The sequence below is a fragment of the Pseudoduganella aquatica genome, from assembly GCF_009857595.1.
GTDB lineage: Bacteria > Pseudomonadota > Gammaproteobacteria > Burkholderiales > Burkholderiaceae_D > Rugamonas > Rugamonas aquatica_A.
This window is the reverse complement of the sequence record NZ_WWCU01000013.1, coordinates 39,624-66,559: the sequence shown is the minus strand read 5'-3', so window position 1 is coordinate 66,559 and position 26,936 is coordinate 39,624. Positions and strand designations below refer to the sequence as shown.

Genomic DNA, 26,936 nt, shown 5'->3' with positions numbered 1-26,936 from the left:
AAATTAGGAGAAGCAGGGATATGACCAACGCCGCTGATGATTTCGACGCACTATTTGATGAAGTGTCCGCGCAACGCGCTACAGAACCGGCACCCGCACCTGCACCCGCTGCGCCTGCCCCATCCGCCGAGGATGATCTGGAAAGCCTGTTCGACGAAGTCTCCGCCTCCCGTCCGGCCGCTGCCGCTCCCGCAGCTCCGGCAGCAGCCCCGGCCGCTCCGGCCGCCGACGCTGCCGCCGGCGAGCACCATGGCGACGGCAATCCGATGTTTGAACGCCTGGGCGGCATCGTGCGCCTGCTGCACGATTCGCTGCGCGAACTGGGCTACGACAAGGCGCTGACGGAAGCGTCGGCCCAGATCGGCGACGCCCAGGACCGCCTGGAATACGTGGCCACGCTGACCGAACAGGCAGCCAACAAGGTGCTCAACACCCTGGACGACGGCATGCCGGCCCAGGACGTGCTGTCCAAGCAGTCCAAGGCCATGGAAGACCGCTGGGCCGCCCTGTTCGCGGGCAAGCTCAGCCTGGACGAATTCAAGACCCTGGCCGGCGACTCGCGCGCCTTCGCGCAGGCGGTGTCGGCCGCGACCGAGGCGGAAAAAGCCCGCCTGCTGGAAATCATGATGGCCCAGGACTTCCAGGACATCACCGGCCAGCTGATCAAGAAAGTGGTCGGCATCACCAAGACGGTGGAATCGGAACTGGCGCAGCTGTTGAAAGACAACGCGCCGACCGAGGTGCGCGAGAAGATTGCGCAGAAAGAGGTGTCGCTGATGTCCGGCCCATCCGCACCGACGGTGGCGCTGAACCAGGACAGTGTCGATGACCTGCTTGCCGATCTGGGATTCTAATGGACGATATGCTCAAGGAGTTCGTCGTCGAGGCGATGGACCTGGCTGTAAATGTTGAAGAAAACCTGTTGCGCCTCGAACGCGACCCGGAAAACAAGGAAACGCTGAACGCGGTGTTCCGCGCCTTCCACACCATCAAGGGCGGCGCCGGCTTCATGAGCCTGGGCGCCCTGGTGTCGGCCTGCCACCTGACGGAAAACCTGTTCGACGCGCTGCGCACCGGCGCCGCGCCGGTCACGCCGATCGCCATCGAGGCGGCGCTGATGGCGTCCGGCTTCGTGGCCGACCAGTTGACCGAACTGAACAACGGCGGCGCGCCGGAAGACCTGCCGGCCATGCCGGGCGAGCTGGAAGCCATCCTGAAGGACGCCATCGAAGGCAAGGGCAACGCACCGGCCAAGGCCGCGCCCGCCCCAGCGCCCGCCGCTGCCGCCCCGGTTGCCGCCGTAGCGGCCGCGCCGGTTGCCGTTGCCGCCGCCGCGCCTGCTGCGGCCTCGGCTGACGGCCTGGACTGGGAAGGCATGTATATCTCCGTGGTGCCGGAAGGCACGTACACGCGCAGCGCCGCCGCGCCGGCCGCTGTTGCGCCGGCCGTGTCCGAAGGCGTGGCTGCCGCCATCGCCGCCGCCGACGTCGCGCCCGCCGCCCCGGCTGCGGCCCGCGCCCGTCCGGAGCGCGACGACGCCAAGGTGCACGCCGCGCCGGCCAAGGAAGAAAGCATCCGTATCGACGCCGTCAAGCTCGACGCGCTGCTGGAAGTGGCTGGCGAATCGGTGCAGGCCGCCAACCAGGCCGCCGTGCTGCTGGAGCGTCTGCAGCAATTCAAATTCGAAGGCCAGGCCGCCAGCCTGATGTCGGCGCTGACCGAGACGCTGGAACGCGCCTCGCGCTACTCGACCGAGCTGCAGCGCGCCACGCTGGCCACCCGCATGCAGCCGGTGGGCCGCTTGTTCCAGAAATTCCCGCGCCTGGTGCGCGAGCTGGCCAAAGACCTGGGCAAGGAAGTCGAGCTGACCATCGAAGGCGCGGAGACCGAAGTCGACCGCGTGGTGGTGGACAGCCTGTACGATCCGCTGGTGCACATGCTGCGCAACGCGCTGGACCACGGCGTGGAATCGCCGGACGTGCGCGTGGCCGCCGGCAAGCCGTCCAAGGCCTATATCTCGCTCAAGGCATGGCAGGAAGCCAACAGCGTCATGATCGTTCTGCAGGACGACGGCAAGGGCATGGACCCGATCGCGCTGCGCAAGAAAGCGGCGGAAAAGGGCTTGATCTCGCCATCTGCTAACATGACGGACGACGAATCGTACCAGCTGGTGTTCCTGCCGGGCTTTTCGACCAAGGAAGTCGCTTCCAGCGTGTCCGGCCGCGGCGTGGGCATGGACGTGGTGAAGACAGCCGTGGAGAAGAACCGCGGCGCCATCCACATCGAATCGGCGCTGGGCAAGGGCACCAAGTTCGCCATCCGCCTGCCGATCGAGCTGTCCATCGTGCCGACCATGCTGGTCTCGACCTCGGGCGCGCTGCTGGCGCTGCCGATGGCCGTGGTGCAGCGCGTGGTCGAACTGCCGGAAGAGTTCATGGAAGTGGGCGGCGCGCCGGTGCTGAAGGACCAGGGCCGTCCGCTGCCGGTACGCACGCTGGCCGGCGCGCTGGGCTACGCGCCCGCGTCGGAACGCGTGGGCATCGTGGTCAACGCGCCGCAGCCCTACATCCTGGCCGTGGAAGCGGTCGATGGCACGGCCGACCTGGTGATCAAACCGATGACTGCGATTTCCGTCGAAGGCATTACCGGCACCGCGCGTTCCGCCGAGGGCGCGCTAGTGCTAGTGGTGGGCCTATCGTTCCTGATGGACGGATGCAGGGGTAGTGTGCGCATGGCGGCTTAAAACCCGCCGGCAGCAAGAAAACACAAAAGCCTGCGAGATCCGCAGGCTTTTTTTTCAAAGGGCGTCATACAAGGTGGATCGGAACCTGAAGCCGCATCGGCTCACGAGGCGGACAGACGGGCTTGGTTTTGCATTGCACAAATATGGCATAATCAAAGTGAAATTCTCACACGGGCAGTAGCAGCAATCATGAAGACGCTTTACGACAAACTCTGGGAATCCCATGTGGTGCGCACCGAAGAAGACGGTACGTCCATCCTGTATATCGACCGCCACCTGGTGCACGAAGTCACCAGCCCGCAGGCATTCGACGGCCTGCGCGCCGCCAACCGCCAGCCGTGGCGCATTTCCGCCAACCTGGCGGTGGCCGACCACAACGTGCCGACCACCGACCGTTCGCACGGCATCGCCGACCCCACCTCGCGCCTGCAGGTGGAAACGCTGGACGCCAACACGAAATCGGTCGGCATGACCTATTTCAACATGAACGACAAGCGCCAGGGCATCGTGCACGTGATCGGGCCGGAGCAGGGCGCCACCCTGCCGGGCATGACGGTGGTCTGCGGCGACTCGCACACCTCCACCCACGGCGCTTTCGGCGCGCTGGCGCACGGCATCGGCACCTCGGAAGTGGAGCATGTGCTGGCCACCCAGACCCTGCTGCAGAAGAAATCCAAGGCCATGCTGGTGCAGGTCGACGGCGCGCTGCCGGCCGGCGTGACCTCCAAGGACATCGTGCTGGCCATTATCGGCAAGATCGGCACCGCCGGCGGCAACGGCTACGCGATTGAGTTCGGCGGCTCCACCATCCGCGCCCTGTCCATGGAAGGCCGCATGACGGTCTGCAATATGGCGATCGAAGCGGGCGCGCGCGCCGGTATGGTCGCCGTGGACGACACCACCATCAACTACGTCAAGGGCCGCCCGTTCTCGCCCGTCGGCCCGCACTGGGACCGCGCGGTGGAATACTGGCGCACCCTGCATTCGGACGCCGGCGCGAAATTCGACCTGGTGGTCACGCTGGACGCCGCGCAGATCAAGCCGCAAGTGACCTGGGGCACCTCGCCCGAGCAAGTCGTTTCCATCGACGGCCGCGTGCCGGACCCGGACCTGGAAAAAGACGCCGTCAAGCGCGACGCCATGGAAAAAGCCCTGGTGTACATGAACCTCAAGCCCAACACGGCCATCGAGGACATCCGCATCGACAAGGTCTTCATCGGCTCCTGCACCAATTCCCGCATCGAGGACTTGCGCGCCGCCGCCGCCGTGGTGCGCGGCAAGCAGCGCGCCTCCAACGTCAAGCTGGCGCTGGTGGTGCCGGGTTCCGGCCTGGTGAAAGAGCAAGCCGAGCGCGAAGGCCTGGACACCATCTTCCGCGACGCCGGCTTCGAATGGCGCGAGCCTGGCTGCTCCATGTGCCTGGCCATGAACGCCGACCGCCTGGAACCGGGCGAGCGCTGCGCGTCGACCTCCAACCGCAATTTCGAAGGCCGCCAGGGCCAGGGCGGACGCACCCACCTGGTGTCGCCCGCGATGGCTGCGGCAGCCGGTATCGCCGGCCATTTTGTCGATGTGCGCAAAGTCCACTGAGCCACTGATTTAACCTTTTTTTAAAATACGAGAGTCCCACCATGAAAACGCTGACCACCCTGATCCTTGCCACCCTCGTCCTGACCGGCTGCAACACCATTTCCGGCATCGGCAGGGACGTACAAAAGGCCGGCCAGGTCGTGACGAGCGCCGGCGGGAAATAACAGCAATGCACCCGGCCCCGGGCCGGACTGCACATCGCAGAAAACATCATGGAAAAATTTACGATCTACGAAGGACTGGTGGCCCCGCTTGACCGCGCCAATGTCGACACCGACGCCATCATCCCGAAGCAATTCCTGAAGTCCATCCACCGCACCGGCTTCGGCCCCAACCTGTTCGACGAGTGGCGCTACCTGGACCACGGCGAACCCGGCATGGACAACAGCAAGCGTCCGCTGAACCCGGACTTCGTGCTCAACCAGCCGCGCTACCAGGGCGCCTCCATCCTGCTGGCGCGCAAGAACTTCGGCTGCGGCTCTTCGCGCGAGCACGCGCCGTGGGCGCTGGACCAGTACGGCTTCCGCGCCATCATCGCGCCCAGCTTCGCCGACATCTTTTTCAACAATAGCTACAAAAGCGGCTTGCTGCCCATCGTATTGAGCGAGCAACAGATCGATCATCTGTTCAATGAAGTCAAGGCCTTCCCCGGTTATCGCCTGGTGGTGGATCTTGAACAGCAGCGTATCTCCACCAGCAACGGCAGCGTCTCCTACCCCTTCGAGATCGACGCCTTCCGCAAATACTGCCTGATGAACGGACTCGACGATATCGGCCTGACGCTGCGCCACGCAGACAGCATCCGCGCCTTCGAAGAGCGTCATCTGGCGACCCAGCCCTGGCTGGCCAACGTCATTTAAGAACCCACCATGAAAATTGCAATCCTCCCGGGCGACGGCATCGGCCCGGAAATCGTGGCGCAGGCAGTCAAGGTACTGAATGTGCTGGACGAGAAATTCGAACTGGAAACCGCGCCCGTGGGCGGCGCCGGCTACGCCGCGCACGGCCACCCGCTGCCGGAAGGCACGCTGGCGCTGGCCAAGGCGGCCGACGCGGTGCTGTTCGGCGCCGTCGGCGACTACCAGTACGACGGCCTGGAACGCGCACTGCGCCCGGAGCAGGCCATCCTCGGCCTGCGCAAGACCCTGGGCCTGTTCGCCAACCTGCGCCCGGCCATCCTGTACCCTGAACTGGCCGGCGCTTCGACGCTGAAGCCGGAAGTGGTGTCCGGCCTGGACATCCTCATCATCCGCGAACTGACCGGCGACATCTACTTCGGCCAGCCGCGCGGCGTGCGCGAGTGCCCGGACGGCCCCTTCAAGGGCCAGCGCGAAGGCTTTGACACCATGCGCTACGCCGAAGGCGAAATCCGCCGCATCGCCCACGTGGCCTTCCAGGCAGCGCAGAAGCGCGACAAGCGCCTGACCAGCGTGGACAAGGCCAATGTGCTGGAGACCTTCCAGTTCTGGAAAGACGTCGTCATCGACGTCCACAAGGAATACCCGGACGTGACGCTGGAACATATGTACGTCGACAACGCCGCCATGCAGCTGGTGCGCGCGCCGAAGAAGTTCGACGTCATCGTCACCGGCAATATGTTCGGCGACATCCTGTCGGACGCGGCCGCCATGCTGACCGGTTCGATCGGCATGCTGCCGTCGGCCTCGCTGGACGCCAACAACAAGGGCCTGTATGAGCCGTCGCATGGTTCCGCGCCGGACATCGCAGGCAAGGGCATCGCCAATCCGCTGGCGACCATCCTGTCCGCAGCCATGATGCTGCGCTTCTCGCTGAACCGCCCCGAGCAGGCGGACCGCATCGAGAACGCCGTCAAGAAGGTGTTGTCGCAAGGCTTGCGCACCGTGGACATCTATGAAGCCGGCACCACGAAGGTCGGCACGGAACAAATGGGCGATGCCGTCGTGGCAGCGCTGGCACAATAAGCAAAGGGCTGGGGTCAGACCCCTAGGGGTCTGACCCCGGGGTCTGCTGCTGGTTTAAACAATCAAGGGATAGCAAAATGAAACTCGTAGGTCTGGTAGGTTGGCGCGGCATGGTCGGTTCGGTCCTGATGCAGCGCATGCAGGAAGAGGGCGACTTCGCCCACATCGAGCCGGTGTTCTTCACCACCTCGAACACCGGCGGCAAAGCGCCGGCCATGGCGAAGAATGAAACCGTGCTGAAGGACGCCACCAATATCGACGAACTGAAGCGCTGCGAGATCATCATCTCCTGCCAGGGCGGCGACTACACCTCGGAAGTGTTCCCGAAACTGCGCGCCGCAGGCTGGAACGGCTACTGGATCGACGCGGCCTCCACGCTGCGCATGGAAAAAGACGCCGTCATCGTGCTGGACCCGGTCAACCTGAACGTCATCAAGGACGCCATGGCCAAGGGCGTGAAGAACTTCGTCGGCGGCAACTGCACCGTGTCCTGCATGCTGATGGGCCTGGGCGGCCTGTTCAAGCACGACCTGGTGGAATGGATGACCTCCATGACCTACCAGGCGGCCTCGGGCGGCGGCGCGCAGCACATGCGCGAACTGCTGACCCAGTTCGGCACCATCAACGCCGCCGTGCGTCCGCTGCTGGACAATCCGGCCTCGGCCATCCTGGAAATCGACCGCCAGGTGCTGGCCACCCAGCACGGCTACTCGCCGGACGAGATCAAGCAGTTCGGCGCCCCGCTGGCCGGCAACCTGATCCCGTGGATCGACAAGGACCTGGGCAACGGCCAGTCGAAAGAAGAGTGGAAGGGCGGCGCCGAGACCAACAAGATCCTGGGCCGCGGCCTGGACTTCGGCACGGCGGCGATTCCGGTGGACGGCCTGTGCGTGCGCATCGGCGCCATGCGCTGCCACTCGCAGGCGCTGACCATCAAGCTGAAGAAGGACGTGCCGCTGGACGAAGTGAACGACATCATCGCCAGCGACAACCAGTGGGTGAAGTTCGTGCCGAACACGCGCGAAGCGTCGGTGCGCGACCTGTCGCCGGCCGCCGTCACCGGCAGCCTGACCATCCCGGTGGGCCGCGTGCGCAAGATGAGCATGGGCGGCGAATACCTGTCCGCGTTCACCGTGGGCGACCAGCTGCTGTGGGGCGCGGCCGAACCGCTGCGCCGCATGCTGCGCATCGTGCTCGACAAATAAGAGCAAAGGCAAAATCAGGGGTCAGACCGAATGGGTCTGACCCCAGCCTTCAAAAGGCCGATTTCATAGGGAAATCGGCCTTTTTTTTAAGCATCAAACTTTGAATTCAGCACAGAGGTGACAGAAGGCGCGGCAAAGCTTGCATGCTCCTTTGCATGGTGATATGTTGGTATATCTCGGAAAGCAACTTTTCCGCTCAATCACACACGCCATCGACACTATGCATGTAAATCGCCCCCCCAAGACCGTTACGTTCGCGTTGAAAACACTCGCCAGTGCTGTCGCCTGTGCGGTGCTGCTGTCCCCGGCAGCCAACGCAGCCGGCTTGGGCAAGCTCACTGTGCTGTCGTCGCTGGGCCAGCCGCTGCGCGCGGAAATCGAGCTGACCGCCGTCAGCGCCGACGAAGCGTCCGGCCTGTCGGCCAAGCTGGCCCCGGCGGATGCCTTCCGCCTGGCCAATATCGATTTCAATCCGGCCCTGCTGTCGCTGCGTTTCGACGTGGACCAGCGCAATGGCCGCCAGTTCATCCGCGTCAGCTCCACGCAGCCGGTGAACGAGCCCTTCGTGGACATGCTGCTGGAGCTGAGCTGGACCGGCGGCCGCCTGGTGCGCGAATACACTTTCCTGCTCGATCCGGCCGAACTGCGCAGCACCCAGTCGGCGCAGGTCGCCGCGCCGGTGGACGTGCCGTCGCGCACCGCCGTCCCCGCTGCAGCCCCGGCCGCATCCACGCCGTCGCCGGCCGCCCTGGCTGCGGCAGCGCGTGCGCAGGCCCAGGCCCAGCCGCAGGCGTCCGCCGCGCCCCGCGCCGCTCCTGCACCGGCCCCGCGCGCAGCCGCCGGCGACGACGCCAAGGAATACCATGTCAAGCCGGGCGACACGCTGGGCCGCATCGCCTCGCGCCTGAAACCGGCCGACGTATCGCTGGACATGATGCTGGTGGCGCTGTACCGCGCCAACCCGGAAGCCTTCGTGGGCAACAATATGAACCGCCTGAAATCGGGTCAGATCCTGGCGGTGCCCGATTCGGACGCCATCAAGGGCGGCGCCGCCGAGGGTGAAGCGCACGGCGTGGTGATTGCCCATGCGGCCGACTTCAACGCCTACCGCAGCAAGCTGGCCGGACAGGTGTCGTCCAGCACGCCGGCCAAGGCGCCGGAAAGCAGCCAGAGCGCGGCCGGCAAGATCACCGCCAAGGTCGAGGAACGCCCGACCGCCGTCACGGAATCGAAAGACCAGCTCAAGCTGTCCAAAGCGGCCGGCACGGCGGCGGCGGGCAAGACTGCGGTGGCCGGAGAGGAAGACAAGATTGCCCGCGAAAAGCAGGTGGGCGAGGCCAATGCCCGCGTGAAGGAACTGGAAAAGAACGTCGCCGACCTGGAAAAGCTGATGGCGGTGAAGAACAAGACCATGGCCGAGAAGCAGCAGGCGGCCAGCGCGCCGGCTGCATCGGCTGCGGCCTCCGCAGCGGCTTCGGTCGCCTCGGCTCCGGCGCCCGCCCCCAAGCCGAAAGCCAAACCGCCGGTGGTGGCGCCCGTCGCCCAGCCCGGCGTGATGGACATCATCATGGACAACATCCAGGCCATCGGCATTGCGCTGGCGGCCTTGCTGGGCGGCGCCGGTTTCCTGCTGGCGCGCCGCCGCAAGCAGGAGCAGACCGCCTCTATCCTGCCCAAACCGGAAATCAGCGTGCTGGGCGATCCCGGCGCGCAAGCCCAGCCGCTGATCGCCGAGACCGGCGGCCAGAGCGTGGACACCAGCAACAGCGTCTTCAACTCCAATTTCGCCCCATCGGCCAGCCAGCTCGATACCAATGAGGTCGATCCGGTTGCAGAAGCGGACGTCTACATCGCCTACGGCCGCGACGCGCAAGCCGAAGAGATCCTGAAGGAAGCGCTGCGCACCCATCCGGAACGCCACGCGGTGCGCCTGAAGCTGATGGAAATCTTCGCCAACCGCAAGGACGTGCGCTCCTTCGAGATGCAGGCCAGCGAACTGTACGCGCTGACCAAGGGCGAGGGCGAGGACTGGGCGCAGGCAGCGCTGCTGGGCCAGGCGATTGATCCGCAAAATCCGCTGTACGCGAATGCCGGCTCGGCAGCTGGATTCGGCGCCGCTGCAGCCGCCGGCGCAGGCGCTGCGGCAGGGTATGCCGCAGCCGATAATGCCGCCATGGATGACTTCGCCAGCATGTTTGCCGAACCGCCCGCCGCCGAAGCCACGCAAGCGCCGTCGGCCGCCGATTTCAGCGGCCTGGATCTCGATCTGAGCCTGGACGCCGCGCCGGCCGCCTCCCCGGCTCCAGCCGACTTCGCCGCTGCGCCCCAAGCCGACAGCAATCTGATGGACTTCGACCTGGACCGCGACGCCACCGCGCTGCCGTCCTTCGACGAGCCGGCCGCCACCACGCCGCCGGCGCCCACCCCGGCCTCGGTGGCTGCGGCAGCCGACGCCGACCACTTCCTGGACTTCGACCTGGGCGGCCTGAGCTTCGAGCCGGTGGCCGCAGCCCCCGCGCCGGCGATTGAAATGCCGGCGCCTGCGGACGACGAGCCCGTCATCGTGGCCGAGGCCAGCGCACCGGCGGCCGATGCCGCCGTCGAGCCGTTCGACTTCGCCTTCGACCTGGATCCGCCGGCCAAGGCCGAACCCGCTCCTGCGCAGGAAGCCGCCCCGGCCTCCCTGTCGGCCAATGATTTCAGCATGGACTTCGGCCTGGACCTGCCAGCCTCGGCAGCCGAGCCCACCGCCGCGCCCGCCGCGCAGCCCGATCCGCTGGCCGAGCTGGACATGATGGACTTCAAGCTGCCGGACGAGCCGGCAGCGCCGGCACCGGCGCCGGCCAGCGCCGAACTGTCGATGGACGACTTCGACATCCCCGGCATGGCCGAGGCTGCCCCGGTCCCGGCCGCAGCCCCGGCCGCGCCCGAGTTCGACCTGTCCGGCATCGACCTGGACCTGCTGGGCAGCGCCGCCGCCAAGACGCCTGCGCTGGGCGACGAAGAAATGTCGGCCCTGCACATGGAAATGGACACCAAGCTGGACCTGGCGATCGCCTACCAGGAAATCGGCGACAAGGAGGGCGCGCGCGAGCTGCTCGACGAGGTGATCCGCGGCGGCAGCGACGACCAGGTGTCCCGCGCCAGCTCCATGCGCGCCTTGCTCGGCTAAGGCCGCCGGGCCAGCCGCCCCTGGCCTCGGCGGGTATAATGCGCCGAGGCACACTACAGACAGAGCAGCAATTGAAACGCATCGCATTAGGAGTCCAGTACGACGGCACAGCCTGGCAAGGCTACCAGACCCAACCCTGCGGCAACACCGTGCAGGACCAGCTGGAGAAGGCGATGCAGCGTTTCGCCACCGTGCCGCTGGCCACCACCTGCGCCGGCCGCACCGACGCCGGCGTGCACGCGCTGGGCCAGGTGGTCCATTTCGACACCGAACTGAACCGCGAAATGCACGCCTGGGTGCGTGGTATCAACGCCTTCCTGCCGGAGTCCATCGGCGTGCGCTGGGCCAAGGAGCTGCACGAGGTGGTGCCCTACGACCCCGCAGCGGCAGAAGGCAATCCGCCGCTGCACACCGCTCAGGACTTCCACGCCCGCTTCAGCGCCCGTTCCCGCACTTACCATTACCTCTTGCACAACCACCAGGTGCGCTCGCCGCTGCTGGCCGGCCGCGCCGGCTTCACGCACCGCCCGCTGGACGTGGAACGCATGCGCGCCGCCGTGCCCGCGCTGATCGGCGAGCACGACTTCACCACCTTCCGCGCCGCGCACTGCCAGGCCAAGACCCCGGTCAAGCAGATGCACGAGATCCGCATCGAACGCCATGGCGACCTGATCGTGTTTACCTTGCGCGCCAGCGCCTTCCTGCACCACATGGTGCGCAACCTGGTGGGCTCGCTGGTCTACATCGGCGCCGGGCGCGAGGAGCCGGAATGGCTGGGCCGGCTGCTGGCCATGAAGGACCGTTCCAAGGCCGCGCCCACCTTCATGCCGGACGGCCTCTACCTGGCCGACATCGAATACGACGACAAGTGGGGCCTGCCGCAAGAGAGCGCGCGCCCGCTGCCATGGTTTTAAAAGGATAAGCGCATGCACCGCACCCGCATCAAGATCTGCGGCCTGACCCGCGAAGAAGACCTGGCCGCCGTGGTGGCCGCCGGCGCGGACGCCGCCGGTTTCGTGTTCTACGACAAAAGCCCGCGCTACGTCACGCCGCAGCGCGCCGCCGAGCTGATGGCGGGCCTGCCGCCCTTCGTCACCGCCACCGGCCTGTTCGTCAACGCCACGCCGGAGCAGGTGGCCGAGACCGTGCGCATCGCCCCGGTGGGCCTGCTGCAATTCCACGGCGACGAGACCGCCGAACAGTGCGCGGCCGCCGCCGAACTGGCAAACCGCCCCTATTTGCGGGTATTTCGCGTCAAACCCGACACGTCGCCGGACGATTTGCTAGAATACGAAACACAATGCCGTGCATCCAGCAGGCTGTTTTCGGGCCTCTTGCTCGATACCTGGGTGGATGCCTACGGCGGCGCAGGAAAGGTTTTCGATTGGTCACTCGTTCCAAAAGATCTCGCGCATCGGGCCGTTTTGAGTGGTGGCTTGAGCGTACTCAACGCGACTGGCGCGGTGGCTCAGCTACGCCCCTACGCGGTTGACATCAGCAGTGGTGTCGAAGCGTCCAAGGGCATAAAAGACGCCCACAAGATCGCCGCCTTCGTGCGCGCGGTCCGTGCGGCCGATGCCACCATTGAGAGAGATCCGCACCATGAAAGACCAAGTAGCTAACGCGCTGTTCCACGCCTCCGACTACCATCTGCCGGACGCCAAGGGCCATTTCGGCCCCTACGGCGGCGCCTTCGCCGCCGAAACCCTGACCTTTGCGCTGGCCGAGCTGAACGCCGCCTACGAGCACTACAGCAAAGACCCCATCTTCCTGGACGAGTTCCGCTACGAGCTGAAGCACTTCGTCGGCCGTCCGTCGCCCATCTACCACGCCAAGCGCTGGTCCGGGCAGGCCGGCGGCGCGCAGATCTACTTCAAGCGCGAAGACCTGAACCACACCGGCGCGCACAAGATCAACAACGTGATCGGCCAGGCTTTGCTGGCGCGCCGCATGGGCAAGAAGCGCATCATCGCCGAGACCGGCGCCGGCCAGCACGGCGTGGCCACGGCCACCATCTGCGCCCGTTTCGGGCTGGAGTGCGTGGTCTACATGGGCAGCGAGGACGTCAAGCGCCAGGCGCAGAATGTGTACCGCATGAAGCTGCTGGGCGCCACCGTGGTGCCGGTGGAGTCAGGCTCCAAGACCCTGAAGGACGCGCTCAACGAAGCCATGCGCGACTGGGTCACCAATATTGAAAACACCTTCTACATCATCGGCACCGTAGCCGGCCCGCACCCGTATCCGATGCTGGTGCGCGATTTCCAGTCGGTGATCGGCGAGGAGTGCCTGGTGCAGATGCCGGAAATGACCGGCCGCCAGCCGGACTACGTGGTGGCCTGCATAGGCGGCGGCTCCAACGCCATGGGCATTTTCTATCCGTATATCGACCAGAAGCAGGTGCAGCTGGTGGGCGTGGAGGCGGCGGGCGAGGGCCTGGACAGCGGCAAGCACGCGGCCTCGCTGACCAAGGGCTATCCGGGGGTATTGCACGGCAACCGCACTTATCTGCTGCAGGATGACAACGGCCAGATCATCGAAACGCACTCGGTCTCGGCCGGCCTGGACTATCCGGGCGTGGGGCCGGAACATGCCTACCTGAAGGACAGCGGACGCGCGCAGTACGTGTCCATCACGGACGAGGAAGCGCTGCAGGCCTTCCACGATTGCTGCCACATCGAGGGCATCATTCCCGCGCTGGAATCGTCGCACGCGCTGGCCTACGCGGCCAAGCTGGCGGCCACGCTGCCGAAGGACAAGATCGTGCTGGCCAACCTGTCGGGCCGTGGTGACAAGGACATGCATACAGTAGCGGAGCGCATGGGCTTGAAATTCGGGTAATCCCGGTTTCGTCCCATCCACGCCCACTACTGATAAGGAAATGAATATGTCCCGTATTGCACCAACTTTCGCCGCCCTGAAAGAACAGAAAAAAACCGCCCTGGTCACCTTTATCACCGCAGGCGACCCCGGCCCCGATGAAACCGTTCCGCTGATGCACGCCATGGTGGCGGGCGGCGCCGACATCCTGGAACTCGGCGTGCCGTTTTCCGACCCCATGGCCGAAGGCCCTGTCATCCAGCGCGCCTGCGAGCGCGCGCTGGTGTTCGGCGTCGGCATCCGCGACTGCTTCGAGTATGTGCGCGAGTTCCGCAAGACCAACCAGACCACGCCGGTGGTGCTGATGGGCTACGCCAATCCCATCGAGCGCATCGGCCAGCAAGCCTTTATCGCCAACTCGCTGGAGGCGGGCGCGGACGGCGCCATCGTGGTGGACTACCCGCCCGAGGAGTGCGAGGAATTCGCCGCGCAGATGCGCGCGGCGGGCCTCGACCTGATCTTCCTGCTGGCGCCCACCTCGACCGAGGAGCGCATTGCCCAGGTGGCCAAGGTGGGCGGCGGCTTCAGCTACTACGTGTCGCTGAAAGGCGTGACCGGCGCCGGCAATATCGACACCGTGGAAGTGGCCGAACGCCTGAAGGCTATCCGCAAGCACGTGCAGCTGCCGATCGGCGTGGGCTTCGGCATCCGCGACGGCGCCACCGCCCGGGCCGTGGCCGAAGTGGCGGACGCGGTGGTGATCGGCAGCCGCATTATCCAGGAGATCGAGAACGCGCCAAAAGGCGCTGCGCCGGCCGCCGTGCAGGCCTTTGTTTCGGGCATCCGCAGCGCGCTGGACGCCTGAAAATCTCACGATCGTGCGGAAAGTTGTCCTGGTGTAAAGTTCGACAGTGGCGGCTAAAACAGCTACACTGCCGCCACTGAATTGTGCATTAGGAGAAATTTATGAGCTGGTTGGAAAAATTGCTGCCACCGCGCATCCAGCGTTCCGAAGCTGCCGCACGCAAGACCATGCCTGAAGGCCTGTGGGTCAAATGCCCATCGTGCGAGGCAGTGCTGTACCGTACCGATCTGGAATCGAACCTGCACGTTTGCCCCAAGTGCGACCACCACATGCGCATCCGCGCGCGCGAGCGCCTGGACGGCCTGCTGGACGCCGGCGGCCGTTATGAAATCGGCCAGGAAGCCCTGCCGGTCGACACGCTGAAGTTCAAAGACAGCAAGAAATACCCGGACCGCCTGAAGCAGGCCATGGAAGCCACCGGCGAGACCGATGCGCTGATCGTCATGGGCGGTGCCATCATGAGCCTGCCGGTTGTGGTGGCGTGTTTCGAGTTCGAATTCATGGGCGGCTCCATGGGCTCCGTGGTGGGCGAGCGCTTTGCGCGCGGCGCCCAGGTGGCGCTGGAGCAGAAAGTGCCGTTCATTTGCATCACCGCCACCGGCGGCGCGCGCATGCAGGAAGGCCTGCTGTCGCTGATGCAGATGGCCAAGACCACTTCCATGCTGACCAAGCTGTCCGAGAAGAAGCTGCCGTTCATCTCGGTGCTGACCGATCCGACCATGGGCGGCGTGTCCGCCTCCTTCGCCTTCATGGGCGACGTGGTGATCGCTGAACCGAAGGCGCTGATCGGCTTCGCCGGCCCGCGCGTGATCGAGAACACGGTGCGCGAAAAGCTGCCGGAAGGCTTCCAGCGCGCCGAGTTCCTGGTGCAAAAAGGCGCCGTCGACATGATCGTCGACCGCCGCAAGATGCGCGAAGAAATCGCCCGCCTGCTGGCGCTGTTGCAAAGCCAGGCCGTCGAAGTGCTGGCCTAAGAAACACCCGGGGCAGGGTCCAGCGGACCCGGCCCCACCTCCCGCCTGGAATACCTCCCCGATGTCTACTCTCCCGACTACTTTGCCCGCCTGGCTGGCGCTGATCGAATCGCGCCACGCTGTCACTGAAATCAATATGGGCCTGGACCGCGTGCGCGCGGTCAAGGAGCGCATGGCGCTGGCCTTCAGCTGTCCGGTCATCATGGTGGCCGGCACCAACGGCAAGGGCTCGACCTGCGCCATGCTGGAGTCCATCCTGCTGCGCGCGGGCTACAAGGTGGGCTTGTACATCAAGCCGCACTTCCTGGATTTCAACGAGCGTGCCCGGGTCAACGGCGATCTGGCCAGCGACGAGGCCCTGGTGGCCAGCTTCAATGTGGTGGAGGCCGCGCGCGGCGACACCATGCTGACGTATTTCGAGTTCACCACGCTGGCCATCATGCATCTGATGGCCAACTCGGGGCTGGACGTGGCGATACTGGAAGTGGGCCTGGGCGGCCGCCTTGACGCGGTGAACGTGATCGATGCGGACGTGTCCATCGTCACCAGCGTGGATATCGACCATACCGACTACCTGGGCGATAACCGCGAGCAGATCGGCTATGAGAAGGCCGGCATTTTCCGCTCCGGCAAGCCAGCGATCTGCAGCGACCCGGTGCCGCCGAAGTCGCTGATCGATTACGCCGAGGGCATAGGCGCGGACCTGTGGCTGATGGGCCGCGACTTCAATTACTCGGGCGACAAGCAGCAGTGGAACTACGGCGGCCGCAGCCAGCGCCGCAACTCGCTGGCTTACCCCAGCCTGCGCGGCGCCAACCAGCTGCTAAACGCGTCGGCCGTCCTGGCCGCGCTGGAGGCGCTCAAGCTCGAGCTGCCGGTGGGCGCGCAGGAAGTGCGCACCGGCCTGGTGACGGTGGAGCTGCCGGGCCGCTTCCAGGTGCTGCCGGGCCGCCCGACCGTCATCCTGGACGTGGCGCACAATCCGCACGCCGCTTCCGCGCTGAACCAGAACCTGGGCAATATGGGCTACCACCCGTACACCTTCGCCGTGTTCGGTTCGATGCACGACAAGGATATCGACGGCGTGATCAAGGCCATGTCCGAGCATGTGGACCACTGGTGCCTGGCCACGCTGCCGTCGCCGCGTTCGGCTTCGGGCTCGGAACTGGCCGCCAAGGTGCAGCTGATCCAGGAAGACCGGCCCGAGCGCACCGTGAATATATTCGACGATCCGGCACAAGCTTTTGCAAATGCGATGAGCCGTGCCAGCGAGAATGATAGAATTGTGGTCTTCGGATCGTTCCTGACCGTTGCCGGCGTCATGGCAGCGCGAAAATCCGCACTTCACTGACATCACCGACTGAAAACCACGCATGGGCTTGTTCTCGAAACTCAGCAAAAACAAGCAGGAAGCCGCTAGCCAGGATAGCGGCTATTACACCAGCGCAGCCGACAGCTCCGCGCTGGAACTGGCCAAATCCAAGCGTGCCAGCGCAGCCGACCGCGACGGCGGCGCACGCCGCACCCGCGCGCGCGACGCCGCTCCGGATCCGGTCTTGCCTGAAAAGAAACGCGCGCGCCGCCGCCTGGTAGGCGCGATCGCGCTGGCGCTGGCCGTCGCGGTGGGCCTGCCCATGCTGCTGGACTCCGAGCCCAAGCCGCTGGCGTCCGATATCGCCATCCAGATTCCATCCAAGGACAAGCCGGCCGACGCCGCGCCAGCCGCCGCCGTTCCCGCGTCGCGCGTGGACGCGGCCGATGCGCTCGACAAGAGCGAGGAAATTGTCAAGGATGCACCGGCCGCCCACGCGCCCGCCGCCAAGCCGGCTGCCGTGGCGACGCCCGCCGCGCCGATTGCTGCGCCGGTGCTTGCTCCCGCCATCGCCCCCGTCCTGGCCGCTGCGCCGCAAGCCGCCGAAGCGAAACCGCATGCCGACGCGGCCAAGCCGGCCAAGGACAGCGTCAAGGAAAGCCTGAAGGAAAGCAGCCGCGCCGCCGAGGCCAAGCTGGAGGCCGACGCGAAGGCCAAGGCGGAAGCCAAAGCCAAGGCCAAGGCCGAGGAAATCCGGCACGCCAAGGCGGAGGCCGACGCCAAGGCGGAAGCGGACGCCAGGGCGGAAGCCAAGGCCAAGCTGGACGCCAAGCGCGCCGCCGAGGCCAAGCTGGCCGAGAGCAAGCACGCCAAGCCGGAGACCGAAGCCAAGCCGAAGTCCGAGGACGCCGCGCGCGCCATGGCCATCCTGGAAGACAAGCCCTCGGACACCAAGTACCTGGTGCAGGTGGCCGCCGTGGCCACGCAGGAAAAAGTGGACGAGTTGCAGAGCAAGCTCAAGGAAGCGGGCATCAAATCCTTTACGCAGAAGGTGACCACGGCCAGCGGCGCCCTGACCCGCATCCGCGTGGGGCCGTTCCCGAACAAGGAAGAAGCCGAAAAAGTGCGCGCCAAGCTGAGCAAGATCGGCCTGAGCAGCAGCCTGGCCACTTCCTGACCGACATGACCGCAGGGCTGCGCTGACGTGACGCTATTCGATTACCTGGTGATATTCGTGCTGATCGCCTCCGTTGTCATCAGCACCATGCGCGGCCTGGTCAAGGAAATGATGTCATTGGCCAGCTGGATCGTGGCTTTCGTGGTGGCCAACGCCTACGGCGCGCAGCTGGCGCAGATGCTGCCGGCGATGGTGCCGGGCGAGGTGGTGCGCCTGATCCTGGCCTTTATCGTACTGTTCATCGGCGTGCGCATCTTGATGGGACTGCTGGGCATGGCGGTCGATGCGCTGATCAAGGCGGGCGGCCTGAGCCTGGCGGACCGGGGCCTGGGCGGCCTGTTCGGCCTGGGGCGGGGCCTTGTAATCGTGCTGGCCGCAGTCATATTGTGCGGGATGACCACGATACCGCAGCAGGATTTCTGGAAGAACGCGCTATTGAGTCCGCTCGCGGAGACCGGTGCGCGCACCGTGAAACCATTCCTGCCCGCTGCCTTTGCGCAGCATGTGCAATTTTAGAATTCTTTAAATCCGTAGTACCAGTCCAGGAGCACTACCATGTGTGGCATCGTCGGCGTCGTATCCCATCAACCCGTCAATCAAATGCTGTATGACGCCTTGCTGCTGCTGCAGCATCGCGGCCAGGACGCAGCGGGCATCGCGACCAATCACAGCAGCATGTTTTCCATGCACAAGGCCAACGGCCTGGTGCGCGACGTCTTCCGCACGCGCAATATGCGTTCGCTGCAAGGCACCACCGGCATCGGCCACTGCCGCTATCCTACCGCCGGCTCGTCCAGCGAAGAGGAAGCGCAGCCGTTCTACGTCAACGCGCCGTTCGGCATCACGCTGGCGCACAACGGCAACCTCACCAACTGGGAACAGTTGAAAGAGGAAATGTTCAAGAACGACCGCCGCCACATCAACACGGACTCCGACTCGGAAGTGCTGCTGAACGTGCTGGCGCATGAAATCCAGACCGCCACCACCGGCCTGAACCTGGACCCGGACGCAATTTTCAAGGCCGTCACCGTGCTGCACCGCCGCGTCAAGGGCGGCTACGCCGCCGTGGCGCAAATCGCCGGCGTGGGCCTGCTGGCCTTCCGCGACCCGAACGGCATCCGTCCGCTGTGCCTGGGCATCAACGAAACGCCGGAAGGCACCGAGTACCTGATCGCCTCCGAATCGGTGGCGCTGGAAGGCATGGGCTTCCGCTTCGTGCGCGACGTGGAACCGGGCGAAGCCATCTTCATCGACGCCGACAAGAAGCTGCACGCGCGCCAGTGCGCCGACAACCCGCAGCTCAATCCCTGCGTGTTCGAATTCGTCTACCTGGCCCGTCCGGATTCCGTCATCGACGGCGCCTCGGTGTACGCCACCCGTTTGAAAATGGGCGAGTACCTGGCCGACAAGATCAAGCGCGAAATCCCGGACGGCGAAATCGACGTGGTCATGCCGATTCCCGACTCCTCGCGTCCGGCCGCCATCCAGCTGGCGCTGCGCCTGGGCGTGGAATACCGCGAAGGCTTTATCAAGAACCGCTACATCGGCCGCACCTTCATCATGCCGGGCCAGGCCGCGCGCAAGAAGTCCGTGCGCCAGAAGCTGAACGCGATTCCGCACGAATTCAAGGGCAAGAACGTGCTGCTGGTGGACGACTCCATCGTGCGCGGCACCACCTCGCGCGAGATCGTGCAGATGGCGCGCGACTCCGGCGCCAAGAAGGTGATCTTCGCTTCCGCCGCGCCGCCGGTGATCTACCCTAACGTGTACGGCATCGACATGCCGACGCGCGACGAGCTGATCGCCTATGGCCGCACGACGGAAGAAGTGTGCAAGGAAATCACGGCCGACTACCTGGTGTACCAGGACATCGACGCGCTGAAGCAGTCCATCACCGACGTCAATCCCAAGCTGACCAAGTTCGAGGCGTCGTGCTTCGACGGCATCTACGTGACCGGCGACGTGTCGCCCGACTACCTGGACAAGCTGGAATACAACCGCCACAATCCGAAAAAACCGGCGGCCGCGGAGGATGCGGGCCGGACGCAGCTGAATTTGAACGCGGCCACCACCGAAGGGTGATGTCCCAGCCCGGCCGTCAAGCGCGCCGGGCTTTTTTTTTGACTTGAGATCATGACAGAAAAGAAAAATTACGGTTTCACCACCACCATCCTGCACAACGACCGCCAGAAGGGCATCGAGCACGGTTCGCTGCACAAGCCGGTGCACACCTCGGTGGCCTTCGGCTACGGCGACGCGCGCCAGCTGGCCTCGGTATTCCAGGGCAAGGAGCCGGGCTTCCGCTACGGCCGCCAGGGCAATCCCACCGTGTCCGCGCTGGAAGACAAAGTGAACAAGATGGAGCAGGGCGTGGCCACCTTGTGCTTCGCCACCGGCATGGGCGCCATCGGCGCCGTGTTCCAGGCGCTGCTGCGCGCAGGCGACCATGTGGTCTCGTCGTCCTTCCTGTTCGGTAACACCAACTCGCTGTGGCAGACGGTGGCGGGCCAGGGCGTGGCGGTTGATTTCGTGGATGCGACCGACGTGGACTATGTGGCTGCGGCCATTCAGCCGAACACCCGCATCGTCTTCGTCGAGACCATCGCCAATCCGCGCACGCAGGTGGCGGACCTGAAGCGCATCGGCGAGCTGTGCAAGGAGCGCGGCATCCTCTACATCGTGGACAACACCATGACCACGCCCTACCTGTTCCAGCCGAAGACGGTGGGCGCGGGCCTGGTGATCAATGCGCTGACCAAGTCGATCGGCGGCCACGGCAACGCGCTGGGCGGCAGCCTGACCGACACCGGCGCCTACGACTGGACGCAGTTCCCGAATATTTTCGAGAACTACAAGAAGGCGGCGCCGGCGCAGTGGGGCATCACGCAGATCCGCGCCAAGGGCTTGCGCGACTTCGGCGCCTCGCTGGGACCGGAAGCGGCGCACCACATCGCCGTGGGCGCGGAGACGCTGGCGCTGCGCATGGAGCGCACCTGCGCCAACGCCAAGGCGCTGGCCGAGTTGCTGGAAGCGGACGAGCGCGTGGCGGCGGTGTACTACCCGGGTCTTCAGTCGCACCCGCAGTACGCCATTGCCTCGGCACTGTTCCGCGCGCACGGTTCGCTGCTGAGCTTTGAGCTGAAGGACGGCATCGACTGCTTCGATTTCCTGAACCGACTGAGGCTGGCGATTCCGGCCTCCAACCTGGGCGATACGCGCACGCTGATCATTCCGGTGGCGCACACCATTTTCTACGAGATGGGTGCGGAACGCCGCGCGTCGATGGGCATCGCGGAGTCGCTGATACGCGTGTCCGTCGGCATCGAGGATACGGCCGATTTGCTGGAAGATTTCAGCTGCGCGCTGGAGGCCTGCTAAGGCGGCGGGTTACGGTGCTGCGCACCTAGCCCGCCCTACGTTGCGGGGCTGGACTGGTAGGACGGGTTAGGCGGAACGCCGTAACCCGCCATGCTTACCAGGGCTGCGCGCCTTCCATCTGATAAGGATGGCGCCAGCCGGGCAGGGCCGCGATGCGGTCCAGCCAGGCCTGTACGCGCGGCGGGTAGTTCACATTGGCCTGTTCGGGCCAGTACAAATAACCGCAGATGGAAAAGTCCGCCATGCTGACGCTGTCATCGAGCAGGAAGGCGCGGCCGTCGGCCAGTTCATTGTCCAGGCGCTCGATGTCCGCGTTGAAACGGTTGCGGAACCAGGGCAGCACGGTGCCTGCGTAAGCATCGGGATCGAACTTCTGGCCGTAGCGCAGGTGCGCCATGGAGAAACCGATGCGGTTCGCTTCCCAGAACAGCCACTCGCGCACGCGCTCCAGGCGCTGCTGCGTTTCACCGCCGTAGGCTTTCAGATGTTCCGCCAGGTGCAGCAGGATGGCGTTGGACTGCACATAGGCGCGGTCCCCATGCACCAGCAGCGGCACCTCGCCATATTTGGCCAGGCTGCGGAAAGGCTCGGGGCGCGCGGCGCGCTCCAGGCGCAGATCGATTTCCTCGTACTCATGCGGCACGCCGGCCACTTCCATGGCCAGCTTGACCTTGTAGCTGTGGCCGGACTCGCAATTGCCGTAAAGCTTGAAGCTCGCCATGCTGCCGTCCGCCGGTTAATGCCAGCTGCGGAGCAGGCCGACCGCCAGGCCTTCCAGTGCGAACTCCTCCGCTTCCGGATCAACGGTGATCACTTTGAAATCCGGGTTTTCAGGGAACAGTTCGACGGTCGAACCGGTCTTCTTGTAGCGCTTGACCGTGACTTCGTTGCCGATGCGGGCCACCACGATCTGGCCGTTCTTGGCGCTGTCCACCTTTTTGACGGCCAGCAGGTCGCCGTCCATGATGCCGATGTCGCGCATCGACTCGCCGCGCACTTTCAGCAGGTAGTCGGGCTTGGCTGAGAACAGGGAAGGGTCTACGCTGTAGCTGGTTTCCAGGTTTTCCTGGGCCAGGATGGGCGAGCCGGCGGCCACGCGGCCGATCAGCGGCAGCGACATCATATTGGATGCGGCGGCAGCGGCGGCGTGCGCCAGTTTGGTGGCGGCCGATTCGGCGTGCGCGCCCAGCAGGCGAATGCCGCGCGAGGTGCCGGCGGCGATCTCGATGGCGCCCTTGCGCGCCAGGGCCTGCAGGTGTTCCTCGGCGGCGTTGGCCGATTTGAAGCCCAGCTCGTTGGCGATTTCGGCGCGGGTGGGAGGGAAGCCGGTATTGTCGATGGCATCCTTGATCAGATTGAGAATTTGTTCCTGGCGTGCGGTGAGCTTGATCATGGTGCGTTAGCTCTGAGAGCTGTGGATATAGACAGACTGTATTTTTGTACAGTGCGCGAGCTAATGCAAGGGATTTTGTTGATATGTGCGAAATATTTTCATGCAATCGGCCCGATGACCTCCTCCAGCGAGCCTGCCTGCAGTATTTTGTCTTCCCAAGTATTCAATTCTTCCGGTTTGGCGTGGGAGATGCGCAGTTCGGCACTGGCGGAAAGTGGCCCGAAACGCAGCTGCAGCAGCTTGCGCACCACGGCGCGCCGGCCTTCCTCGCGGCCTTCCTCCCGACCCTCCTGCAAACCCACCTCCCGACCCTCCTGCAAACCCACCTCCCGACCCTCCTGCAAACCCACCTCCCGGCCTTCCTGCAAACCCACTTCTCTGCCTTCCTCCAAGCCTTCTTTGCGGGCCCGGTCTTTGGCCATGCGTATCATAAGGTTCTCGAACGGCATTTCCTTGCTCCTGTTGAGTTCGTCAATCCGTACGGCCAGCTGGTCTTGCAAGTCGCCGGGGATCTTCATCATCCAGTCTAGTACATTGAAAAGATCGAGTATGCGTTGCGGGTCCCAATGCCGCGCATACATTAATGAGGTCAGCATTGCCTTGGATTCGAAGCGTTTCCTGGGCTCGTGGCGGGTGCGCAGCGTCATCAGGTGGGCGGCGGTCAGCAGGGCGAAAGCGTTGTTGCTGGCCAGTAGCCGGTCCAGATGCGGCCAGAAGTCCAGCAATTTGACTGTGGGGAAATATATGGCGGCTTCGCAGCCGAACAGTTCGCATTGGAAGCAGTCCGGCCGCCAAGAGGGGGACGGGTCGGCCAGTACCACCAGCGTCGCGATCGGGCAGCGGAAACGGTCGTAGAGGCGGTAGTAGTAGGTAAAGATGCGTTCGGCGAAGTCTTTTTCCCTGGCGCGCTGGATCTCCAGGTGCAGGTAGAGCAGCCTGGCATCGCCGTCCTTGCCGGTGACGCGCACCAGTTTGTCTATCCTGCGCTTGCCGAGCCTGGCGTCGCGCACCACCTGGGCCAGCTCCTGGTCAAGGAAGCTGTAATCCCGGCGCCAGTCGATGGCGTCATGGACGCGCGGGAAGAAGAACGCCATGAATTCGCGGAAATACGCCATCACGGCGTTTTTCCAGGGCGTGTCGTAGTCGTCGGTGGCTGGGCTCATGGGGTCAGCATGCCTGTCGCCGGGGCTGCCGGCCTTGCGCAAGCGCAAGCTGGGCGGCTGCTTGATTTTTCAGCGGAAAGGCGCTATAGTCGCGGGCTTACCTCTTCCCACACCCGTCTTGACGCCGGGGTGGGCTATATTCACAGTCCTTAAGGGAGTTTTCATGCGTCACTATGAAATCGTATTTATCGTCCATCCGGACCAAAGCGAGCAAGTGCCCGCGATGATCGAACGTTACAAAGCCAGCGTGACCTCGCGCGGCGGTAATGTACATCGCGTGGAAGATTGGGGCCGCCGTCAAATGGCTTACTCGATCCAGAAACTGGCTAAAGCACACTACATCTGCATGAACATCGAGTGCGACAACGAGACCCTGGTCGAGCTGGAAACCGCATTCAAATTCAATGATGCTGTTCTGCGTCACCTGACCGTGAAAATGAAGAAAGCGGAAACCGCTCCTTCGCCGATGATGAAATCGGTACAACGTGAAGACGCGGCCAAGAGCCATCGCGCCGAAGCCCAAGCAGCTGCAGCGGCCTAAGGGTCAAGTTTTTCATTGACCAGGAACTGAACTGAACCAGCTACAGGTAAACGCCCTCATCACCGAACGGGACACCATCAGGTACACCCCCGCCGGCATGCCGATCGTGACTGCAGTCTTGCAGCACAGCTCGCAGCAGATGGAGGCAGGCATCGCCCGCTTGACCGAATTCGAGATCCCCGCCCTGGCGGCAGGCGATCTGGCAAAACGGTTCAACGACGCGCCCCTGGGCGGCATTTATCAGTTCACAGGATTCCTGGCCAAGAAAAACCGCAATAGCAGAAGCCTGGTGTTTCACATCATTGATTTTAGTTTATTAGATACAGGAGCCTAAAATGGCATTCGGTAAAAAGTTCGACAAAAACAAGCTCAAGCTGAAAGAAAAGCGCAAGCAACAGAATCCTCTGTTCAAACGTAAGAAGTTCTGCCGCTTCACCGCCGCAAACGTAGAGCAAGTGGACTACAAAGACGTAGACACGCTGAAAGATTTCGTCCAGGAAAACGGCAAGATCATGCCAGCACGCCTGACCGGCACCAAGGCGCACTACCAGCGCCAAGTTGACACCGCAATCAAGCGCGCTCGTTATCTGGCCCTGCTGCCGTACACCGATCTGCACCACGCTTAATTAGCGCCGTCAGATTAGAAACTGGAGAGAACTATGCAAATCATTCTGTTGGAAAAAGTTGTTAACGTCGGCAACCTGGGCGACGTGGTTAAGGTCAAGGACGGCTACGCACGTAACTTCCTGATCCCGCAAAAGCTGGCCCGCCGCGCCACCACCGCCGCTGTTGCTGAATTCGAAGCAAAGCGCGCTGAACTGGAAAAAGCTGCCGCCATCAAGCTGGCCGCTGCCCAAGCCCAAGGCGAGAAACTGAACGGCATGACCGTGACCGTTTCGCAAAAAGCTGGTGTTGACGGCCGTCTGTTCGGTTCCGTGACCAACTTCGACATCGCTGAAGCCCTGACCAAAGCTGGTTTCGCTGTTGAAAAGGCTGCCGTGCGCATGCCTAACGGCCCGCTGAAAGTCACCGGCGAACACGCCGTGTCGGTATCGCTGCACACCGACGTCGTGGTTGACGTGACCGTTGCTGTGGTTGGCGAAGCTGCCTAAGTTTTTGTTGTAGAGAAATCTACGGCGAGACTGTTGTACATGTAAAAAAGCCGGGCTTGCCCGGCTTTTTTATTTTTTGCCCTTGCACCGAAGCAGGTATAATTCGCGCCATGAACACCCCCTCCGATCCACAGGTAGATTCGCTACGCATTCCGCCGCATTCCATCGAAGCAGAACAGTCCGTCATCGGCGGCCTGCTGCGCGACAATGCCGCGTTCGACCGTATCGCGGATTTCATGAATCCCGACGATTTCTACCGCTATGATCACCGCATCATCTTCGAACAGATCGTCCGCCTGATCAACGGCTCCAAGCCGGCCGACGTGCTGACCGTGTTCGAAGCGCTGTCCATGCTGGGCAAGGCGGACGAGGTGGGCGGCATGGCCTATCTGAACGCGATGGCGCAGAACACGCCCTCGGCCGCCAATATCCGGCGCTACGCCGAGATCGTGCGCGACCGCGGCATCCTGCGCCAGCTCATCACCGTGGCCGACGAGATTTCCGGCCAGGCCTTCAGCCCGCAGGGCAAAGAGGTCAAGCAGATGCTGGACGAGGCCGAGTCCAAGATTTTCGCCATCGCCGAGCAGGGCGCCCGCGGCGCCCAGGGCTGGCTGCCGGTGCAGCCGCTGCTGACCCAGGTGGTCGAGCGCATCGACGAGCTGTACAGCCGCGACAATTCCAGCGAAATCACCGGCGTGCCGACCGGCTTCATCGACCTGGACCGCATGACCTCCGGCCTGCAGCCGGGCGACCTGGTCATCGTGGCCGGCCGTCCGTCCATGGGCAAGACCGCGTTCTCGGTCAACATCGGCGAGAACGTGGCGGTCGACGCCGGCCTGCCGGTGGCCATCTTCTCCATGGAGATGGGCGGCACCCAGCTGGCCATGCGTATGCTGGGTTCGGTGGGCATGCTGGACCAGCACCGCCTGCGGACCGGTAAGCTGAATGATGAAGACTGGCCGCGCCTGACCAACGCCATCCAGAAAATGAACGACGCCCAGGTGTTCATCGACGAAACGCCGGCGCTGAATCCGATCGAGATGCGCGCCCGCGCGCGCCGCCTGTCGCGCCAGTGCGGCAAGCTGGGCCTGATCATCGTCGACTACCTGCAGCTGATGCAGGGCAGCAAGCCGGGCGACAACCGCGCCTCCGAGATTTCCGAGATCTCGCGCTCGCTCAAGGGCCTGGCGAAAGAGCTGCACTGTCCCGTCATCGCGCTGTCGCAGCTGAACCGTTCGCTGGAACAGCGGCCCAACAAGCGTCCCGTGATGTCCGACTTGCGCGAATCGGGCGCTATCGAGCAGGATGCCGACGTCATCATCTTCCTGTACCGGGACGAGGTGTACAACCCCGACTCACCCGAAAAAGGCACGGCCGAGATCATTATCGGCAAACAGCGTAACGGCCCGATCGGCGCAATACGTTTGACCTGGATGGGCATGTACACCAAGTTCGGCAACTACAGCGGCTCGCTGACGACCTACCAGGGCGACTAAGTTTTCGAATTTCGCACTACCCCCGCAGTACCCGCAATTTTCTGAGGCCGCCGCG

Annotated in this window: 26 protein-coding genes; 23 read left to right on the top strand and 3 right to left on the bottom strand. The window is 64.2% G+C overall.

From position 1 onward, the window contains the following. Positions 1 to 20: 20 nt before the first annotated feature. The 18 genes from GTP77_RS13490 to GTP77_RS13405 all read left to right on the top strand — a co-directional run bounded on the left by GTP77_RS13490 (position 21) and on the right by GTP77_RS13405 (position 21,176). Entirely contained in the window at positions 21 to 854 is an 834-nt protein-coding gene (locus GTP77_RS13490) for a protein phosphatase CheZ (protein WP_161072674.1), read from the top strand. Further along, positions 854 to 2,743 (top strand): chemotaxis protein CheA, encoded by a 1,890-nt coding sequence (locus GTP77_RS13485; protein ID WP_161072673.1) that lies wholly within the window; start codon positions 854 to 856, stop codon positions 2,741 to 2,743. The genes GTP77_RS13490 and GTP77_RS13485 overlap by 1 nt, the downstream gene beginning before the upstream one ends. 186 nt (positions 2,744 to 2,929) lie before the next feature. Further along, complete coding sequence (gene leuC, locus GTP77_RS13480; RefSeq protein WP_161072744.1) at positions 2,930 to 4,333, top strand: 3-isopropylmalate dehydratase large subunit; 1,404 nt, start codon at positions 2,930 to 2,932, stop codon at positions 4,331 to 4,333. A gap of 41 nt (positions 4,334 to 4,374) precedes the next feature. After that, complete coding sequence (locus GTP77_RS13475; protein WP_132138349.1) at positions 4,375 to 4,497, top strand: entericidin A/B family lipoprotein; 123 nt, start codon at positions 4,375 to 4,377, stop codon at positions 4,495 to 4,497. A gap of 48 nt (positions 4,498 to 4,545) precedes the next feature. After that, the gene (leuD, locus tag GTP77_RS13470; RefSeq protein ID WP_161072672.1) at positions 4,546 to 5,193 is read left to right on the top strand and encodes a 3-isopropylmalate dehydratase small subunit; all 648 of its coding nucleotides are present in this window, start codon (positions 4,546 to 4,548) and stop codon (positions 5,191 to 5,193) included. A gap of 9 nt (positions 5,194 to 5,202) precedes the next feature. Continuing rightward, entirely contained in the window at positions 5,203 to 6,276 is a 1,074-nt protein-coding gene (gene leuB, locus GTP77_RS13465; protein ID WP_161072671.1) for a 3-isopropylmalate dehydrogenase, read from the top strand. A gap of 77 nt (positions 6,277 to 6,353) precedes the next feature. Next, positions 6,354 to 7,481, top strand: a complete 1,128-nt coding sequence (asd, locus tag GTP77_RS13460; RefSeq protein WP_161072670.1) for an aspartate-semialdehyde dehydrogenase — start codon at positions 6,354 to 6,356, stop codon at positions 7,479 to 7,481. Positions 7,482 to 7,806: 325 nt separating this feature from the next. Beyond that, positions 7,807 to 10,653, top strand: a complete 2,847-nt coding sequence (locus tag GTP77_RS13455; RefSeq protein WP_229202183.1) for a motility hub landmark protein FimV — start codon at positions 7,807 to 7,809, stop codon at positions 10,651 to 10,653. A gap of 71 nt (positions 10,654 to 10,724) precedes the next feature. After that, entirely contained in the window at positions 10,725 to 11,567 is an 843-nt protein-coding gene (locus tag GTP77_RS13450) for a tRNA pseudouridine synthase A (protein WP_161072668.1), read from the top strand. A 12-nt stretch (positions 11,568 to 11,579) separates the two neighbouring features. Next, a complete protein-coding gene (locus GTP77_RS13445; protein ID WP_161072667.1) occupies positions 11,580 to 12,275 on the top strand; it encodes a phosphoribosylanthranilate isomerase in 696 nt (231 codons plus the stop codon). After that, a complete protein-coding gene (gene trpB, locus GTP77_RS13440) occupies positions 12,256 to 13,491 on the top strand; it encodes a tryptophan synthase subunit beta (protein WP_187358713.1) in 1,236 nt (411 codons plus the stop codon). Before GTP77_RS13445 ends, trpB begins: the two co-directional genes overlap by 20 nt. A 46-nt stretch (positions 13,492 to 13,537) precedes the next feature. Continuing rightward, positions 13,538 to 14,335: a tryptophan synthase subunit alpha gene (gene trpA / locus GTP77_RS13435; protein ID WP_161072665.1), complete on the top strand. Its 798-nt coding sequence runs from the start codon at positions 13,538 to 13,540 to the stop codon at positions 14,333 to 14,335. A 101-nt stretch (positions 14,336 to 14,436) separates the two neighbouring features. Beyond that, the gene (gene accD / locus GTP77_RS13430) at positions 14,437 to 15,309 is read left to right on the top strand and encodes an acetyl-CoA carboxylase, carboxyltransferase subunit beta (RefSeq protein WP_161072664.1); all 873 of its coding nucleotides are present in this window, start codon (positions 14,437 to 14,439) and stop codon (positions 15,307 to 15,309) included. Between the two features lie 61 nt (positions 15,310 to 15,370). Beyond that, complete coding sequence (gene folC, locus GTP77_RS13425; protein ID WP_161072663.1) at positions 15,371 to 16,660, top strand: bifunctional tetrahydrofolate synthase/dihydrofolate synthase; 1,290 nt, start codon at positions 15,371 to 15,373, stop codon at positions 16,658 to 16,660. A 22-nt stretch (positions 16,661 to 16,682) separates the two neighbouring features. Continuing rightward, on the top strand, positions 16,683 to 17,798 hold the full coding sequence (locus GTP77_RS13420; protein WP_161072662.1) for an SPOR domain-containing protein: 1,116 nt from the start codon (positions 16,683 to 16,685) through the stop codon (positions 17,796 to 17,798). Positions 17,799 to 17,825: 27 nt separating this feature from the next. Beyond that, on the top strand, positions 17,826 to 18,314 hold the full coding sequence (locus tag GTP77_RS13415) for a CvpA family protein (RefSeq protein WP_161072661.1): 489 nt from the start codon (positions 17,826 to 17,828) through the stop codon (positions 18,312 to 18,314). A 39-nt stretch (positions 18,315 to 18,353) separates the two neighbouring features. After that, positions 18,354 to 19,880 carry an amidophosphoribosyltransferase gene (purF, locus tag GTP77_RS13410; protein WP_161072660.1) on the top strand — a complete coding sequence of 509 codons (1,527 nt, stop codon included), beginning with the start codon at positions 18,354 to 18,356 and terminating at the stop codon, positions 19,878 to 19,880. 51 nt (positions 19,881 to 19,931) lie between these two features. Beyond that, positions 19,932 to 21,176 (top strand): cystathionine gamma-synthase family protein, encoded by a 1,245-nt coding sequence (locus tag GTP77_RS13405; RefSeq protein WP_161072659.1) that lies wholly within the window; start codon positions 19,932 to 19,934, stop codon positions 21,174 to 21,176. Positions 21,177 to 21,270: 94 nt separating this feature from the next. Here the strand turns inward: GTP77_RS13405 and GTP77_RS13400 are convergent, their stop codons facing one another. The 3 genes from GTP77_RS13400 to GTP77_RS30205 form a co-directional block, all read right to left on the bottom strand. After that, a complete protein-coding gene (locus GTP77_RS13400) occupies positions 21,271 to 21,897 on the bottom strand; it encodes a glutathione S-transferase family protein (protein WP_161072658.1) in 627 nt (208 codons plus the stop codon). Positions 21,898 to 21,912: 15 nt separating this feature from the next. Next, positions 21,913 to 22,569: a transcriptional repressor LexA gene (gene lexA / locus GTP77_RS13395; RefSeq protein ID WP_161072657.1), complete on the bottom strand. Its 657-nt coding sequence runs from the start codon at positions 22,567 to 22,569 to the stop codon at positions 21,913 to 21,915. A gap of 98 nt (positions 22,570 to 22,667) precedes the next feature. Further along, positions 22,668 to 23,732, bottom strand: a complete 1,065-nt coding sequence (locus GTP77_RS30205) for an RpnC/YadD family protein (protein ID WP_187358712.1) — start codon at positions 23,730 to 23,732, stop codon at positions 22,668 to 22,670. Positions 23,733 to 23,895: 163 nt separating this feature from the next. On the opposite strand from GTP77_RS30205, the gene rpsF reads away from it, so the two are divergent. The 5 genes from rpsF (at position 23,896) to GTP77_RS13365 (ending at position 26,881) form a co-directional block, all read left to right on the top strand. Further along, complete coding sequence (rpsF, locus tag GTP77_RS13385; protein ID WP_056394461.1) at positions 23,896 to 24,273, top strand: 30S ribosomal protein S6; 378 nt, start codon at positions 23,896 to 23,898, stop codon at positions 24,271 to 24,273. A 31-nt stretch (positions 24,274 to 24,304) separates the two neighbouring features. Beyond that, positions 24,305 to 24,607, top strand: a complete 303-nt coding sequence (gene priB / locus GTP77_RS13380) for a primosomal replication protein N (protein WP_161072743.1) — start codon at positions 24,305 to 24,307, stop codon at positions 24,605 to 24,607. 1 nt (position 24,608) lies between these two features. Then, on the top strand, positions 24,609 to 24,899 hold the full coding sequence (rpsR, locus tag GTP77_RS13375) for a 30S ribosomal protein S18 (RefSeq protein ID WP_008450941.1): 291 nt from the start codon (positions 24,609 to 24,611) through the stop codon (positions 24,897 to 24,899). A gap of 33 nt (positions 24,900 to 24,932) precedes the next feature. After that, positions 24,933 to 25,385: a 50S ribosomal protein L9 gene (gene rplI, locus GTP77_RS13370; RefSeq protein ID WP_161072656.1), complete on the top strand. Its 453-nt coding sequence runs from the start codon at positions 24,933 to 24,935 to the stop codon at positions 25,383 to 25,385. Positions 25,386 to 25,495: 110 nt separating this feature from the next. Next, positions 25,496 to 26,881, top strand: a complete 1,386-nt coding sequence (locus GTP77_RS13365) for a replicative DNA helicase (protein ID WP_161072655.1) — start codon at positions 25,496 to 25,498, stop codon at positions 26,879 to 26,881. The last annotated feature ends 55 nt before the right edge of the window (positions 26,882 to 26,936 follow it).

Coding starts and splice junctions, on each gene's coding strand:
- lexA (WP_161072657.1), bottom strand. CDS start 22,569: ATGATCAAGCTCACCGCACGCCAGGAACAAATTCTCAATCTGATCAAG.
- GTP77_RS30205 (WP_187358712.1), bottom strand. CDS start 23,732: ATGAGCCCAGCCACCGACGACTACGACACGCCCTGGAAAAACGCCGTG.
- asd (WP_161072670.1), top strand. CDS start 6,354: ATGAAACTCGTAGGTCTGGTAGGTTGGCGCGGCATGGTCGGTTCGGTC.
- leuD (WP_161072672.1), top strand. CDS start 4,546: ATGGAAAAATTTACGATCTACGAAGGACTGGTGGCCCCGCTTGACCGC.
- rpsR (WP_008450941.1), top strand. CDS start 24,609: ATGGCATTCGGTAAAAAGTTCGACAAAAACAAGCTCAAGCTGAAAGAA.
- purF (WP_161072660.1), top strand. CDS start 18,354: ATGTGTGGCATCGTCGGCGTCGTATCCCATCAACCCGTCAATCAAATG.
- rpsF (WP_056394461.1), top strand. CDS start 23,896: ATGCGTCACTATGAAATCGTATTTATCGTCCATCCGGACCAAAGCGAG.
- GTP77_RS13445 (WP_161072667.1), top strand. CDS start 11,580: ATGCACCGCACCCGCATCAAGATCTGCGGCCTGACCCGCGAAGAAGAC.
- folC (WP_161072663.1), top strand. CDS start 15,371: ATGTCTACTCTCCCGACTACTTTGCCCGCCTGGCTGGCGCTGATCGAA.
- trpB (WP_187358713.1), top strand. CDS start 12,256: ATGAAAGACCAAGTAGCTAACGCGCTGTTCCACGCCTCCGACTACCAT.
- GTP77_RS13490 (WP_161072674.1), top strand. CDS start 21: ATGACCAACGCCGCTGATGATTTCGACGCACTATTTGATGAAGTGTCC.
- GTP77_RS13365 (WP_161072655.1), top strand. CDS start 25,496: ATGAACACCCCCTCCGATCCACAGGTAGATTCGCTACGCATTCCGCCG.
- rplI (WP_161072656.1), top strand. CDS start 24,933: ATGCAAATCATTCTGTTGGAAAAAGTTGTTAACGTCGGCAACCTGGGC.
- GTP77_RS13400 (WP_161072658.1), bottom strand. CDS start 21,897: ATGGCGAGCTTCAAGCTTTACGGCAATTGCGAGTCCGGCCACAGCTAC.
- GTP77_RS13475 (WP_132138349.1), top strand. CDS start 4,375: ATGAAAACGCTGACCACCCTGATCCTTGCCACCCTCGTCCTGACCGGC.
- GTP77_RS13405 (WP_161072659.1), top strand. CDS start 19,932: ATGACAGAAAAGAAAAATTACGGTTTCACCACCACCATCCTGCACAAC.
- GTP77_RS13485 (WP_161072673.1), top strand. CDS start 854: ATGGACGATATGCTCAAGGAGTTCGTCGTCGAGGCGATGGACCTGGCT.
- trpA (WP_161072665.1), top strand. CDS start 13,538: ATGTCCCGTATTGCACCAACTTTCGCCGCCCTGAAAGAACAGAAAAAA.
- GTP77_RS13420 (WP_161072662.1), top strand. CDS start 16,683: ATGGGCTTGTTCTCGAAACTCAGCAAAAACAAGCAGGAAGCCGCTAGC.
- leuB (WP_161072671.1), top strand. CDS start 5,203: ATGAAAATTGCAATCCTCCCGGGCGACGGCATCGGCCCGGAAATCGTG.
- accD (WP_161072664.1), top strand. CDS start 14,437: ATGAGCTGGTTGGAAAAATTGCTGCCACCGCGCATCCAGCGTTCCGAA.